Here is a 13,519-nt window from a genome sequence, read left to right as displayed (position 1 = left end):
ACATTATTTCTTTTTCGACAAATTGATCCAGGTCTGCACCACGGTGTCCGGATTAAGCGACAGGCTGTCGATGCCCTGCTCCATCAGCCACTCGGCGAAGTCTTCGTGGTCGGACGGGCCTTGGCCGCAGATGCCGACGTATTTGCCGTGGCGCTTGGCCGCCTGAATCGCCATCGACAGCAGCGCTTTCACCGCGTCGTTGCGTTCGTCGAACAGCTCCGACACCACGCCGGAATCGCGATCCAGCCCCAGCGCCAACTGGGTCATGTCGTTGGAGCCGATGGAGAAGCCGTCGAAGTGTTCGAGGAACTGATCCGCCAACAGCGCATTGGACGGGATCTCGCACATCATGATCACTTTCAGCCCGTTTTCGCCGCGCTTCAGCCCCTGACGCGCCAGCTCGGCCACCACCGCTTCCGCCTGCGCCACGGTGCGCACGAACGGCACCATGATTTCGACGTTGGTCAGCCCCATTTCGTTACGCACGCGTTTCACCGCCTCGCACTCCAGCGCGAAGCAATCGCGGAAGCTGTCGGCCACGTAGCGGCCGGCGCCGCGGAAGCCCAGCATCGGGTTCTCTTCGTGCGGTTCATATTTGTCGCCGCCCACCAGGTTGGCGTACTCGTTGGATTTGAAGTCGGACAGGCGCACGATCACGCGCTTCGGCCAGAAGGCGGCGCCCAGCGTCGCGATGCCCTCGGTCAGGCGGCCGACGTAGAACTCGACCGGATGATCGTAACCCTGCATCAGCGCGCGAATCTCGTTTTGCAGCGCCGGCGTCTGCTGATCGAACTCCAGCAGCGCACGCGGGTGCACGCCGATCATGCGGTTGATGATAAATTCCAGCCGCGCCAGGCCCACGCCTTCGTTCGGCAAACGCGCAAAGTCGAAGGCGCGATCCGGGTTGCCGACGTTCATCATGATCTTCAGCGGCAGATCCGGCAGCTCGGTCACTTCGGAGCTCTGCACGCTGAAATCCAGCATATCGCTGTAAACGAAGCCGGTGTCGCCTTCCGCGCAGGACACGGTGACTTTCTGGCCGTCTTTCAGCACGTCGGTGGCGTGGCCGCAGCCCACCACCGCCGGGATCCCCAGTTCACGGGCGATGATCGCCGCGTGACAGGTACGTCCGCCGCGGTTGGTGACGATCGCGGCGGCCTTCTTCATGATCGGTTCCCAGTCCGGGTCGGTCATGTCGGTGACCAGCACGTCGCCCGGCTGGATGCGATCCATTTCGCTGATGTCGTGGATCACTTTCACCGGACCGGCGCCGATGCGGTGGCCGATGGCGCGGCCTTCCACCAGCACCGGGCTGGAGCCGTTCAGCTGGTAGCGCTCCATGGTCTGTTCGTTGGAGCGCACGGTTTCCGGGCGCGCCTGCACGATCAGCAGCTTGCCGGTATGGCCGTCTTTCGCCCACTCGATATCCATCGGGCGGCCGTAATGTTTTTCGATCAGGATCGCCTGCTGCGCCAGCGCCTGCACTTCGTCATCCGTCAGCGAGAAACGGCTGCGCTGCGCTTCCGGCACGTCTTCGATGCGCACCTGCTTGCCGTGATCCTGCGACGGCGCGTACACCATGCGGATCTTTTTCGAACCCAGGTTGCGGCGCACGATCGCCGGCTTGCCGTTTTGCAGCGTCGGTTTGTGCACGTAGAACTCATCCGGGTTCACTGCGCCCTGCACCACCATTTCACCCAGGCCGAAGGCGGAGGTGATAAACACCACCTGATCAAAGCCGGACTCGGTATCGATGGTGAACATCACACCCGAAGAGGCCAAATCCGAGCGCACCATGCGCTGTACGCCCGCCGACAGCGCCACGCCGCGGTGGTCATAGCCCTGATGCACGCGATAAGAGATGGCACGGTCGTTGAACAGCGACGCGAACACGTGCTTGATCGCCACCATTACGGCGTCGATGCCCTGCACGTTGAGGAAGGTTTCCTGCTGGCCGGCGAAGGACGCGTCCGGCATGTCTTCCGCCGTGGCGGAGGAGCGCACCGCGAAGGAAGCTTCCGGTTCGCCGTCGGCGAGCTGTTGGTAAGCCTGATGAATTTCGCGTTCGAACTCGGCGTGGAACGGCGTGTCGATCACCCATTGGCGGATCTGGGCGCCGGCCTTGGCCAGTTGTGCAACGTCGTCAACGTCGGTCTGATCCAGTAGCTGATAGATGCGCTGGTTAACACCGCTTTGTTCGAGGAAATCGTTAAACGCCTGTGCGGTGGTGGCAAAACCGTTCGGCACGGCCACGCCCAAATCGGAAAGATTGGTGATCATTTCACCGAGGGAGGCGTTTTTGCCGCCGACACGGTCAACGTCGTGCATGCCAAGCTGGTTGTACCAAAGCACATTACGCAAGTCTGGGCCATTGTTGGACATCGAGACAATCCTTATTGCTATCAGTAGGGTAAAGACGGATTTAATTCGCTTGCTTTACGGCGCCGCTAACACGGAGCCGAATCAGACTAGCACACTGATCCGGGGAAAATGGAAAGGTGAATCGATCAACCCACTGAAGAAAGTGGTTTTTAAGAGAATGTCCTAACCGGCTGATTTGCCTGGGAACCGTTCCCAATCGCACGAAAAGCTTAGTTCTCAACAAATTACGCTCTTTTTAAACTTCTGTTTTAATGACCACGCAAACGCTACCGTTTTTGGTGAAAATAGCGGCAAATTTACGTTTCGGATCGAAAAGCGTCGCCGCGCCGCGATTTTTACCGCCGGCAAAACGCGCTTTTCTTCACGCGCCGCCGCAAGGCGCTTTACCGCCCCGCCGTCACAATTTTTCCCCTCGCCCCTTTACCGGCGGATCGTCTGCGGCTCATGATATTGACAGTGATGACAGCAGTAACACCGTTTTCAGGTAAGGAGCCTCGGGTGGAAAGAAGCGTTTTTTATATTTCGGATGGTACGGCGATCACCGCCGAAGTGCTGGGACACGCGGTGCTGTCGCAGTTCCCGGTCACGGCGACCACCTATACCCTGCCGTTTGTCGAAACCGAGGCGCGCGCTCGCGCAGTTCGCCAACAAATCGATGATATCTATAATGAAACCGGCGTGCGGCCGCTGGTGTTTTACTCCATCATCTCGCCGGAAGTGCGCGATGTGATCGTGCAGAGCCAGGGCTTCTGCCAGGATATCGTGCAGGCGCTGGTCGGCCCGCTGCAGGGCGAGCTGGAAGTGGAGCCGACGCCGGTGCCGAACCGCACCCACGGTCTGACCGCCAGCAACCTCGGCAAGTACGACGCGCGCATTGCCGCCATCGACTATACGCTGGCGCACGACGACGGCATTTCGCTGCGCAACCTCGATCAGGCGCAGGTGATCCTGCTCGGCGTGTCGCGCTGCGGCAAAACCCCCACCAGCCTTTATCTGGCGATGCAGTTCGGCATCCGCGCCGCCAACTACCCGTTTATCGCCGACGATATGGACAATTTGCACCTGCCGGCCTCGCTGAAACCGTTTCAGCATAAATTATTCGGCCTGACCATCGATCCGGAACGCCTGGCGGCGATCCGCGAGGAACGGCGTGAAAACAGCCGTTACGCTTCATTGCGCCAGTGCCGTATGGAGATCGCCGAAGTCGAGGCGCTGTTCCGCAAAAATCAGATCCGCTACCTCAATACCACCAACTATTCGGTCGAAGAGATCTCCACCAAAATCCTCGACATCCTCGGCATGAGCCGCCGCATGTTCTGACCTTTTCCTCGCGGGGCCGCCGCGCCCCGCCGCCTGCCGTTTATTTCAGCAGCCGCTGATTTTTTTGTGCTTTTTTTCGCGGCTTTGATCAACAGAACACAATCTCTACGGTTGAATTCAGCGCTTTTTGCGTTATTGTGATCGCCATCACTTCCCGGCACTCCTGCCGCAGAGAAGAACAGTTTCCAGGGAACAACATGCACAAAACAGATGAACTGCGGACCGCGCGCATCGACAGCCTCGTCACGCCGCAAGCGTTGGCGGACAAGCTGCCGATCTCGGCGGCCGTCGCCGACAACGTGACCGCGTCACGAAAACGCATTGAAAAAATCCTCACCGGTGAAGACCGCCGCCTGCTGGTGGTGATCGGCCCCTGCTCCATCCACGATCTCGACGCCGCCGTCGATTACGCCGGCCGGTTGAACGCCCTGCGCGAACGCTACCAGGATCGCCTGGAGATCGTGATGCGCACCTATTTCGAAAAACCGCGCACCGTCGTCGGCTGGAAAGGCCTGATATCCGATCCGGCGCTGGACGGCACCTTCCAGGTCAACCGCGGCATCGAAATGGCGCGCCGCCTGCTGCTGGAAGTGAACCAGCTCGGCCTGCCAACCGCCACCGAATTCCTGGACATGGTGGTCGGCCAATACATCGCCGATCTGATCAGCTGGGGCGCCATCGGCGCGCGCACCACCGAAAGCCAGATCCACCGTGAAATGGCCTCGGCGCTCTCCTGCCCGGTCGGCTTCAAAAACGGCACCGACGGCAACACCCGCATCGCCATCGACGCCATTCGCGCGGCGCGCGCCGGGCACATGTTCCTGTCGCCGGACAAACATGGCCAGATGACCATCTACCAGACCAGCGGCAACCCGTACGGCCACATCATCATGCGCGGCGGCAAAACGCCGAACTATCACGCCAGCGACATCGCCGCCGCCTGCGACAGCCTGCGCGAGTTCGATCTGCCGGAACACCTGGTGATCGACTTCAGCCACGGCAACTGCCAGAAAATGCACCGCCGCCAGCTGGAAGTGGCCGACAACGTCTGCCAACAGATCCGCGCCGGCTCCGCCGCCATCACCGGCGTGATGGCGGAAAGCTTCCTGGTGGAAGGCACGCAGAAGATCGTCGCCGGCCAGCCGCTGACCTATGGCCAATCAATCACCGATCCTTGCCTGAGCTGGTCCGACAGCGAACAGTTGCTGGCGATGCTGGCGGATGCGGTCGATAGCCGTTTCTGACGCACTAGAGGCCGGGGCCTCGCCCCGGCTTTATCCCTTCTGTCCCGCTCATCTATACTGATTGCAACGCTTTAGCACCCGCCGAAACGCACCTGGAGCCACGGCATGATTCACTCTCTGTTATCCATCCCCTGCGTCACGCTGCAGGGCGAGCAAAAAACGCTGGGCGATTACCCGGCGCGCGCTTATCTGGTGGTCAACACCGCCAGCAAGTGCGGCTTCACCCCGCAATACCGCGGGCTGGAAAATTTGTGGCAATACTATCGCGAACGCGGCCTGGTGGTGCTCGGCTTCCCCTGCAACCAGTTTGGTTCTCAGGAGCCGGGCAGCCCGCTGGAGATCGCCAACTTTTGCAGCCTCAACTACGGCGTCAGTTTCCCGCTGTTCAGCAAGATAGACGTTAACGGCCCCGGCGCGCACCCGCTGTTCAATGAGTTGAAACGCCTGGCGCCCGGCATTCTGGGCAGCCGCCGCATCAAATGGAATTTCACCAAGTTCCTGCTCACCGCCGACGGCCAGCGCGTCACGCGCTTTGCGCCGATCACCAAACCCGAACGCCTGTTTGACCGCATCGAAACCCTGCTGAAATAACGCCCCTTTTACACGGGCCGGGTACGCTCGGCCCGCCGCCGGATGTCCATTCGACAAAAAGGTTCCATCGGTAAGAAAATTTTCCTTGATGTAACCTTTCCTTCACATGATAATGATTCTCAGTTTGATATTAATTACCATTTAATAGTCTGTTTTATAAGCACAATGATAATGGATACTGCCAACACGCCTACCCCCGCCGCCGCGGCCCCGACCGAGCACAGCGCAAACGCGCCGCCCAGCTACGACAGCGCACAGCTGCTCGGCGCCGACGGCATCGCGTTCATTACCCATCAGGGCCAGCGCTATCAGCTGCGGCAGACCAAAGCCGGGAAATTGATCCTGACCAAATAACCACAGAATCCTCAAACGCCAGCCACCCCGATCTTTTGATCCAGGCAGCCAGCAAATCTATTGATATGTTTTATTACATACGGAGAGTTGCACCATGCCTCTGACATTTTCCACCCGGCTGCGTTTTTCCGCTTTGAGTCTGGCGATTGCCTGCGCTCTGCCTACGGTGGCCTTGGCACAAAACACCAGCACAACATCCTCTTCCAACGCGGCGCCGGCTAAAAAAGCCAAAGCCGCCGACGAGACCATGACCGTGGTCGCCACCGGTAACCAACGCAGCAGCTTTGAAGCGCCGATGATGGTCACGGTCATCGAAGGCAACTCGCCGGAAAGCCAGACTGCCACCTCGGCCGCCGATATGCTGCGCCGCGTGCCGGGCATCACCGTCAACGGCACCGGGCGCAGCAACGGTCAGGACGTAACGATGCGCGGCTACGGCAAAAACGGCGTGCTGACGCTGGTCGACGGCATCCGCCAGGGTACCGATACCGGCCACATCGGCGGCACCTTCCTCGATCCGGCGCTGGTCAAGCGCATTGAAATCGTGCGCGGCCCCTCTGCGTTGCTGTACGGCAGCGGCGCACTGGGCGGCGTCATCGCCTACGAGACCGTCGATGCCGCCGATCTGCTGCTGCCGGGCCACGATACCGGGTTCCGCGTCTACGGCACCGCCGGCACCGGCGATCACAGCTTGGGCATGGGCGCCAGCGCTTACGGCAAGACCGATAACCTCGACGGCCTGCTGTCGTTCGGCACCCGCGACGTCGGCGATCTGCGCCAGGGCAACGGCTTCGATGCGCCTAACGACGAAACCATCAGCAACGTGCTGGCCAAAGGCACCTGGAAAATCGACGACAATCAGTCATTGAGCGGCGATCTGCGTTACTACAACAACAGCGCCCAGGAGCCGAAAAACCCGCAGACGCCGGGCAGCTCGAGCGGCAACCCGGTGACCAACCGCTCCACCATCCAGCGCGATGCCGCTCTGAGCTATAAGCTCAAGCCGGTCGGCCAGGATTGGCTGGACGCCACCTTGAAACTGTATACCTCGGAAGTCAAAATCAATGCGCACAACGCCGGTGCGACCGACGAATTCCGCAAGCAGACCACCAACGGCGGCAAGCTGGAAAACCGCACGCGTCTGTTCGCCGACAGCTTTGCGTCACACCTGCTGACCTACGGCTCCGAGGTCTATGAACAGAAACAGCAGCCGGGCGGCGCCACCACCAGCTTCCCGCAGGCCAAGATCAACTTCGCCTCCGGCTGGCTGCAGGATGAAATTACGCTGCGCGATCTGCCCATCACGCTGCTCGCCGGCACCCGCTATGACAACTACAAAGGTTCAAGCGACGGTTATGCCGATGTCAATGCTGACAAGTGGTCGTCACGCGGTGCAGTCAGCATTACCCCCACCGATTGGTTGATGCTGTTCGGCTCCTACTCTCAGGCGTTCCGCGCGCCGACGATGGGTGAGATGTACAACGACTCCAAACACTTTTCGATACCCATGGGACCTACCACCCTCACCAACTATTGGGTGCCTAACCCAAATTTGAAACCAGAAACCAACGAAACCCAAGAGTACGGATTTGGTCTGCGTTTCGATGATTTGATGCTGGCCGATGATAGCCTGCAGTTCAAAGCCAGCTACTTCGATACCAAGGCTAAGGATTACATCACTCCCGATTACACCATGGAGATAGGGCGTGGGCCACGCGGGCCTTACTGCATCAGCTGCACCACATTTTCAACCAACGTCGATCGCGCCAAGATCTGGGGATGGGACACGGCACTCAGTTATAAAACACCGTGGTTTGGCTGGGACTTGGTCTATAACCGCACCCGTGGCAAAAATGAAGCGACCGGTGAATGGCTGGCCGACATCAACCCGGATACCGTCACCAGCTCGCTGGACGTGCCACTGGGCGAAACCGGTCTGTCCGTCGGCTGGGTCGCCACCTTCGCCGAGCGCGCCAAGCGAGTGCCCACCACCTACTCGGAACAAGGCGGCTACGGCGTCAACGACTTCTATCTGAGCTATAAGGGCCGCGATCGTCTGCAGGGCATGACCACCACCGTGGTGCTGGGCAACGCCTTCGACAAAGAATATTACTCGCCGCCGGGCATCCCGCAGGATGGCCGCAACGCCAAACTGCTGGTCAGCTACCAGTGGTAATCATTTGACTATCTGGCGGACAACCCGGTTGTCCGCCGTTCGCATTACAGCGCAGGAGAATCCCGCATGAGCAATACCCTATACGAACGCTACCAACAGGCTAAAATCGATCACCCCGGCAAATACGCCCGCGATCTGGCGGCGATCCTCGGCGTCAGCGAAGCGGAGCTAACGCACGCCCGCGTCGGCCACGACACTCGCCGCCTGCAGGCCGACGCGCGCACCCTGCTGACCGAGCTTGAGCAGGTCGGCGTCACCAAGTCCATCACCCGCAACAGCTATGCGGTGCATGAGCAGATGGGCCGCTACCGCAACCAGCACCTCAACGGCCACGCCGGGCTGATCCTCAACCCGCGCGAGCTGGATCTGCGCCTGTTCCTCAACCACTGGACCAGCGTTTTCGCCATGAGCGAAACCAACAAGCGCGGCGTGCGCCACAGCATCCAGTTCTTCGACCAACAGGGCGATGCGCTGCACAAGGTCTACACCACCGAAGAGACCGATCTGCCGGCCTGGATGGCGCTGGTGGAGCGCCACCTGAGCGAAGAAAACCCGGCGCTGGCGCTGCAGCCCGCCGAGGCGGCAACCACCGATGAAACGACGCAGGATCATGCCAAAATCGACGGTGAGTGGCGCGCGATGACTGACGTTCACCAGTTCTTCCAGCTGCTGAGCCGCAACAAGCTGACGCGCCAACAGGCCTTCCGCGCCGTCGGCAACGATCTGGCCTACCAGGTGGACAACAGCGCGCTGTCGCAGCTGCTCGAAGCGGCGCAGCAACAGCAAAACGAGATCATGATCTTCGTCGGCAACCGCGGCTGCGTGCAGATCTTCACCGGCCAGATCGAACGTTTGATGCCGCAGGAAGGCTGGATCAACGTGTTCAACCGCCGCTTCACGCTGCACCTGATTGAAGACGCCATCGCCGAAAGCTGGATCACCCGTAAACCGACCAAAGACGGCATCGTCACCAGCCTGGAGCTGTTCGCCGCCGACGGCACGCAGATTGCGCAGCTGTATGGCCAGCGCACCGAAGGCCAGCCGGAACAAACCCAGTGGCGCGAGCAGGTTGCCGCGCTCGCCGCCAAGGACATCGCCGCATGAAATCTTCCTTGATCCGCCGCCTGGCGTTGATGATGTCGCTGGCGCTGCCGCTCACCGCCGCAGCGGCGCAGCGCATCGTCTCGATCGGCGGCGACGTGACGGAAATCGCCTTCGCGCTCGGCGCCGGCGACGAGGTGATCGCCCGCGACAGCACCAGTCTGCATCCGGAAGCGGTGAAAAAGCTGCCGGACGTCGGCTACATGCGCCAGCTGAACGCCGAAGGCATTTTGGCGCTGAAGCCGACGCTGGTGCTGACGACCGAGCTGGCACAGCCGGCGCTGGTGCTCAAACAGCTGGCGGACAGCGGTGTCAACGTGGTCAGCGTGCCGGGTGACACCACCCTGCAGGCGGTGCCGCAGAAAATCGCTACGATCGCCGCCGCGCTGCAGCGCGTTGAGCAAGGCAAACAGCTGAGCGAGCGCTATCGACAACAGCTGGCGGCGGTGGATACCTCCCCGCTGCCGGTCAAGGTGCTGTTCGTAATGAGCCACGGCGGCATTACGCCGATGGCCGCCGGGCAACACACCGCTGCCGACGCGGTGATCGCCGCCGCCGGGCTGAAAAACGCCATGCAGGGCTTTGACCGCTACCGGCCGCTGTCGCAGGAAGGCGTCATCGCCAGCGCGCCGGATCTGTTGCTGGTCACCACCGACGGCGTGCGCACCCTCGGCGGCGAACAGCAGCTGTGGACGCTGCCGGGCCTGGCGTTGACGCCGGCAGGCAAGCAGCGCCGCGTGCTGATCGTCGATGACATGGCGCTGCTGGGCTTCGGTCTGGAAACGCCGGCGGCGCTGGCCAAGCTGCGCCACGCGGCGGAGCAAAAGTAATGCGCTGTCGCACCTCGCCTCAGCTGGCCATCATCGGTCTGCTGGTGCTGCTGACGCTGCTGGCGCTGGTCGCCGCCAACCTGGGCGCGCTGACGCTGTCGTTTCGCACCCTATGGCGCGAGCCCTTCAGCGACGCAGCCTGGCACATCTGGTTGAACATTCGCCTGCCGCGCGTGCTGCTGGCGGTGGTGATCGGCTGCGCGCTGGCGGTGTCCGGCGCCGTGATGCAAGGGCTGTTCCGCAACCCGCTGGCGGATCCGAGCCTGCTGGGCATCAGCAGCGGCGGCGCGCTGTTTGTCGCGCTGTTCATCGTGATGCCGCTGGCGTTGCCGGTGACGATCGCGCTGTACGGTCATATGCTGGCGGCGTTCCTCGGCAGCCTGCTGGTGTCATTGTTGATCTACGGCATCAGCCGCAGCGGGCACGGCAATCTGTCGCGGCTGCTGCTGGCGGGCATCGCCATCAACGCCCTGTGCATGGCGGCCATCGGCGTGCTCTCTTACGTCAGCAGCGATCAACAGCTGCGCCAGTTCTCGCTGTGGATGATGGGCAGCCTCAGCCAGTCGCAGTGGCCGACCCTGGCGGTTTCCGCCTCCCTGATCCTGCCTGCGGCGCTGCTGACGCTGCTGCAGGCGCGCCGACTGAACCTGTTGCAGTTGGGGGACGAAGAGGCCCACTACCTCGGGGTGAACGTCCAGCGCGCCAAGCTGCAGCTGCTGTTGTTGAGCGCCTTGCTGATCGGCGCGGCGGTAGCGATGAGCGGTGTGATCGGCTTCATCGGCCTGGTGGTGCCGCATCTGGTGCGCATGCGCCTCGGCGGCGATCACCGCTGGCTGCTGCCCTGCTCCGCGCTGGGCGGCGCCTGCCTGCTGCTGGTCAGCGATACGCTGGCGCGCACGCTGGTGGCGCCGGCCGAAATGCCGGTGGGGCTGATGACCAGCCTGATCGGCGGTCCCTATTTCTTGTGGCTGGTGATGCGCCAGCGGGAGCGAGCCGGTGGATAACGCCGCCTGCCTGACAGCCCGGGAGCTGCGTTACAGCCTCGGTACGCGCCGGTTGATCAACGACGTTTCGCTCAGCCTTGCCGGCGGTGAAATGGTGGCGATTATCGGCCCTAACGGCGCCGGCAAATCGACGCTGCTGCGCTTGCTGACCGGCTATTTGACGCCGGACTGCGGCGAATGTCGGCTGCTTGACCGCCCACTGGAACACTGGGCGCCGCAACAGTTGGCCAAAGTCCGGGCCGTGATGCGCCAGTACAGCGATTTGGCGTTTCCGTTCAGCGTGGAAGAAGTGGTCAGCATGGGGCGTTCGCCGCACGGCAAACGCGACGAGCATCAGGCGATCCAACAGGTGATGGCGCAAACCGACTGCCTGGCGCTGGCGCAGCGCGACTACCGCCAGCTGTCCGGCGGCGAACAACAGCGGGTGCAGCTGGCGCGGGTGTTGGCGCAGCTGTGGCAACCACAGCCGTCCCCCGCCTGGCTGTTCCTCGACGAACCGACCTCGGCACTGGATCTGTATCACCAGCAGCACACCCTGCGCCTGCTGCGCTCGCTGACGCGCCAACAGCCGCTGGGCGTCTGCTGCGTGCTGCACGATCTCAATCTGGCCGCGCTGTACGCCGATCGGATCCTGCTGTTGCATCAGGGGCGGTTGGTGGCGAGCGGCACGCCGCAGGAAGTGTTGCAAACGGAGATCCTCACCCGCTGGTATCAGGCCGATCTCGGCGTGGTGCATCATCCCGAAGTGTCGCTGCCGCAGGTCTACCTGCGCCAATAAAAAATTTAAGGGCGCTATCAAGCGCCCTTTCTTCATCTCAGCTGGAGCAGGAAATCTCCAGGTGCTTGCCCCAGTCCGGCGGCAGCGCGGCGAGATCGTCATACTCCGGCACATCGTCGAACGGCCGCAGCAGGGCCTGATGCAATCGCTGCAAACGGCCCACGTCGTCGTTCTCCGCGTCCTCAATCGCCTGCTGCGCCAGGTAGTTGCGCAGGATCAGCCGCGGATTCACCGCCTTCATCGCCCGTTGCCGCTCCGCATCGCTCACCTGCTCCTGTTGCAAACGCTGACGATACTGCTGATACCAGGCGTCGAACGCCGCGCGATCGATAAACTCGTCGCGCAGCGGCGACTGCGCCTGCTGCTGTTCGGTCTCGCTCAACAGGCGGAACGTGCGGGTATAGTCCCGCCCTTCCTGCGCCATCAGGCTCAACAGACCGGTGAGCACGTCGTTGTCCTGCGCCGTCGGGGTGAAGAAGCCGAGTTTGGCGCGCATCTGTTCGCCGTAGGTGCGCATCAGCTCCGGCTCATACGCCGCCAGCGCCTGCTGCAGCTGTTCGGTGGTCATCAGCCCCGATAGGGTCTGCGCCAGACGATGCAGGTTCCACAACGCCACCGCCGGCTGATTGTCGAAGGCGTAACGCCCCTGGTGATCGGAATGGTTGCAGATATAGCCGGGCTGGTAGTCGTCAAGGAAACCGTAAGGGCCGTAATCGATGGTGATACCGAGAATCGACATGTTGTCGGTGTTCATCACGCCGTGCGCGAAACCGACGGTTTGCCAATGGGCGATCAGGCGCGCCGTCCGTTCGACCACGTCGGTAAACCACAACAGGTAGCGCTCGGCCTGATCCTGCAGCTGCGGCCAGTGACGGGCAATGACGAAATCCGCCAGCTGCCGTACCTGCTCCGGCTGTTTATGGTAGTAAAAGTGTTCGAAGTGGCCGAAGCGCACGTGGCTTTCCGCCACCCGCATCAGCATGGCACCGCGTTCCGGCTGCTCGCGGAACACCGGCTGCCTGCTGGTGACGATGGTCAACGCTCGGGTGGTGGGGATCCCCAAATGGTGCAGCGCCTCAGAGGCCAGAAACTCACGGATAACCGAACGCAGCACCGCGCGGCCGTCCCCCATGCGCGAATACGGCGTCAGCCCGGCGCCCTTCAGGTGCCAATCGCGGTGGCTGCCGTCCGCCAGAACCTGTTCGCCAAGCAAAATGCCGCGGCCATCGCCCAACTGCCCGGCCCACACGCCGAACTGGTGGCCACTGTACACCTGCGCCAGCGGCTGCATGCCCGGCAGCAGCGTTTCTCCCGCCCAAATCGGGGTTTTATCCTGAGTAAACCAGCTTTCATCCAGCCCCAGCTCGCGCGCCAGCGGCTCGCTGTGGTACAGCAGGCGCGCATCCTTGAGCGGCGTCGGGTTCAGAGCGGTGTAGAAGCCGGGTAACTGTTGGTAGTAAGCGTTATCGAACTGCGGCATAGGCCCTCCGTTTCAGCGTAGTGTAGAGCCTGAACGAGCGGATTAACACCGAAGGAATGCAGGGAGAACGCATCCGCCTGTCGTCAGGACGGATGCGGGGAGTTTGGCGTTCCGCCTGGCTGAGGAAGCGCGGGTTTAATGCCGGCTGATAAACGGTGTTATCAGCCCAACAACGAGGATCAATAACGGTAGCGGAATCACGGTAACCTCACTCCACGCATGATTTCCCTCATTGTGTGTAATTTTTTTATATCACTTC

Annotated in this window: 11 protein-coding genes; 9 read left to right on the top strand and 2 right to left on the bottom strand. The window is 61.7% G+C overall.

Translation table 11 applies throughout. The features are described 5' to 3' along the window. Positions 1-3: 3 nt before the first annotated feature. Positions 4-2,382 (bottom strand): phosphoenolpyruvate synthase, encoded by a 2,379-nt coding sequence (ppsA, locus tag ACK3CV_RS11535; protein ID WP_041034881.1) that lies wholly within the window; start codon positions 2,380-2,382, stop codon positions 4-6. A 459-nt stretch (positions 2,383-2,841) separates the two neighbouring features. Here ppsA and ppsR point away from each other — a divergent pair, with 459 nt between their 5' ends. The 9 genes from ppsR to ACK3CV_RS11490 all read left to right on the top strand — a co-directional run bounded on the left by ppsR (position 2,842) and on the right by ACK3CV_RS11490 (position 11,780). Then, the gene (ppsR, locus tag ACK3CV_RS11530; RefSeq protein WP_049234269.1) at positions 2,842-3,702 is read left to right on the top strand and encodes a posphoenolpyruvate synthetase regulatory kinase/phosphorylase PpsR; all 861 of its coding nucleotides are present in this window, start codon (positions 2,842-2,844) and stop codon (positions 3,700-3,702) included. A 197-nt stretch (positions 3,703-3,899) separates the two neighbouring features. Beyond that, positions 3,900-4,946: a 3-deoxy-7-phosphoheptulonate synthase gene (locus tag ACK3CV_RS11525; protein ID WP_004931381.1), complete on the top strand. Its 1,047-nt coding sequence runs from the start codon at positions 3,900-3,902 to the stop codon at positions 4,944-4,946. A 105-nt stretch (positions 4,947-5,051) separates the two neighbouring features. Then, complete coding sequence (locus ACK3CV_RS11520; protein WP_033646302.1) at positions 5,052-5,537, top strand: glutathione peroxidase; 486 nt, start codon at positions 5,052-5,054, stop codon at positions 5,535-5,537. 171 nt (positions 5,538-5,708) lie between these two features. Beyond that, complete coding sequence (hemP, locus tag ACK3CV_RS11515) at positions 5,709-5,891, top strand: hemin uptake protein HemP (protein WP_016927944.1); 183 nt, start codon at positions 5,709-5,711, stop codon at positions 5,889-5,891. Positions 5,892-5,985: 94 nt separating this feature from the next. Beyond that, positions 5,986-8,067, top strand: coding sequence for a TonB-dependent hemoglobin/transferrin/lactoferrin family receptor (locus ACK3CV_RS11510; protein ID WP_164141397.1), 2,082 nt, complete (start codon positions 5,986-5,988; stop codon positions 8,065-8,067). A gap of 66 nt (positions 8,068-8,133) precedes the next feature. Next, positions 8,134-9,171 carry a hemin-degrading factor gene (locus tag ACK3CV_RS11505; RefSeq protein ID WP_049196148.1) on the top strand — a complete coding sequence of 346 codons (1,038 nt, stop codon included), beginning with the start codon at positions 8,134-8,136 and terminating at the stop codon, positions 9,169-9,171. Beyond that, on the top strand, positions 9,168-9,998 hold the full coding sequence (locus ACK3CV_RS11500) for a heme/hemin ABC transporter substrate-binding protein (RefSeq protein WP_033638352.1): 831 nt from the start codon (positions 9,168-9,170) through the stop codon (positions 9,996-9,998). The genes ACK3CV_RS11505 and ACK3CV_RS11500 overlap by 4 nt, the downstream gene beginning before the upstream one ends. Continuing rightward, positions 9,998-11,002 carry a FecCD family ABC transporter permease gene (locus tag ACK3CV_RS11495; protein ID WP_060438745.1) on the top strand — a complete coding sequence of 335 codons (1,005 nt, stop codon included), beginning with the start codon at positions 9,998-10,000 and terminating at the stop codon, positions 11,000-11,002. The genes ACK3CV_RS11500 and ACK3CV_RS11495 overlap by 1 nt, the downstream gene beginning before the upstream one ends. Then, entirely contained in the window at positions 10,995-11,780 is a 786-nt protein-coding gene (locus ACK3CV_RS11490) for a heme ABC transporter ATP-binding protein (protein WP_033646306.1), read from the top strand. The genes ACK3CV_RS11495 and ACK3CV_RS11490 overlap by 8 nt, the downstream gene beginning before the upstream one ends. A gap of 37 nt (positions 11,781-11,817) precedes the next feature. Here the strand turns inward: ACK3CV_RS11490 and ACK3CV_RS11485 are convergent, their stop codons facing one another. Then, positions 11,818-13,260, bottom strand: coding sequence for a protein adenylyltransferase SelO (locus ACK3CV_RS11485; RefSeq protein WP_164141394.1), 1,443 nt, complete (start codon positions 13,258-13,260; stop codon positions 11,818-11,820). Positions 13,261-13,519: the final 259 nt, after the last annotated feature.

The sequence above is a fragment of the Serratia sp. TSO36 genome (assembly GCF_057808395.1).
The sequence above is the reverse complement of the archived record's forward strand: the minus strand, read 5'-3'. Positions and strand labels throughout refer to the sequence as shown.